This window comes from Flavobacterium psychraerolatum (genome assembly GCF_025960985.1).
GTDB lineage: Bacteria > Bacteroidota > Bacteroidia > Flavobacteriales > Flavobacteriaceae > Flavobacterium.
In genome coordinates, this window is sequence record NZ_JAOQMX010000091.1 from 1 (window position 1) to 1,803 (window position 1,803).

At 38.3% G+C, this 1,803-nt stretch carries 1 protein-coding gene; it reads left to right on the forward strand.

What is annotated here, in order from left to right; all coding sequences use genetic code 11:
* Window positions 1-1,803, forward strand: a 1,803-nt coding sequence (locus M2326_RS17445; protein ID WP_264620818.1) for an Ig-like domain-containing protein, incomplete at both ends; no start/stop codon positions are given.

Genomic DNA, 1,803 nt, shown 5'->3' on the forward strand with positions numbered 1-1,803 from the left:
TACTACACCAGTTTTAACCGCTACCACTACTTATTATGTAACGGTAACAGGAACTTCAACTTGTGAAAATACTTCAGGTACTGCTAAAGCAGTAACAGTAACAGTGAATCCAGCAAGTGTTGGAGGTACTATTGCTGATACGACTCCTGTATGTACAGGTACCAACAGTACGACCTTAACATTAAGTGGTTACACAGGTACTATTACTGGATGGGAAAGTTCATTAGATGGCTTTGTTACAGCAGGTACTGCCATCACAAATGCTACAACTACTTTAACAGTAGAAAATTTAACAGCTACAACTAGCTATAGAGCTATCATCAAAAGTGGTATGTGTCCTGAGATAAAATCAAGTGTAGGTACTGTAAAAGTGAATCCAAAAGTAGCTTTAAACGGATCAGCTTCAGCGAATTGTGAGACTAATGGTGTTGAGTATAAAGTAACTTTTACTGTTTCAGGATCAGGTGCTTACGTTGCTACAGGTACAGGTGCACCAGGTACTTGGGATGGTGCAACTTGGACCTCAGATGTAATTTCAACAAGCACACCTTATAATGTAAATGTACAAGATGTAAATAAATGTAATACTTTAAATGTAGCAGGAGTAGCACCAAATTGTTTATGTCCAGCAGCAGCTACCGTAACTGGTGGTGGTACAGCCTGTGAAGGAACTACAGTTGCAGTAAGAGTAGCTTTATTAGGTAACGCTCCATGGTCTATTACCTATACTGATGGAACGACTCCAACTACAATTACAGGAATTTTAACATCACCATATACAATTAATGCAAGCACAACTGGTACATATTCAGTATCATCAGTAAGTGATAAAAATTGTACAGGAACTGCAACCGGAAGTGCAAAAGTAACAATTGATCCAACAAGTGTTGGAGGTAAAATAACTGGAGCAGCAACAGTATGTGCAGGTACTAATAGTACAACCTTAACATTAAGTGGTTACACAGGAACAATTATTGGATGGGAAAGTTCATTAGATGGTTTTACTACAGCAGGTACTTCCATAGTAAATACTACAAATACATTAACCGCTACTAACTTAACCGCGACAACAAGCTATAGAGCTATTATTAAAAGTGGTTTATGTTCATCAACAACATCAGAGGCAGTAATTGTAAATGTTAATCTTTGCACTACTCCAGATATCAATGCAGGAAATGTAAACACAGTTATTCCTGGAAATGTCTCTACCAATGATACGGTACCAGTAGGTACTACTTATGGTAGTCCACTTGCCAACGCATCGAATCCAAGTACAGAAGTACCAGTTTTTAACCCTGACGGAACATATGTCTTTACGACACCTACCGCGGGAGTTTATGTATTTAATGTACCAGTATGTGTACCTGGAGCGATTAAACCATGTCCAACGGAGACTTTAACGATCACCGTAGTATCTCCATTGTCAAATGTTAATCCACCGATTGCCAATAATGATACGGCAGTAACATTGGTTGACAAACCAGTAGTTATAGCAGTGAAAGGTAATGATGGAGCAGGAAATATAGGAGGAATATTAGGTAATCCAACTACAATTATGACTGCACCAGCAAATGGAACAGCAGTAATCAATACAGATGGAACAATAACATATACACCAACTACAGGCTTTACAGGAACAGATAGTTTTGTTTATACAATATGTGAGACTCCATCAGGATTATGTGCAAATGCGACAGTTGAAGTAGATGTATTGCCATTAGGTTCACCAAACAGTACGCATGCCAATGATGATTATGTTTCAACAACAGGACAAGTTCCAGCTAACGGAAATGTATTAACAAA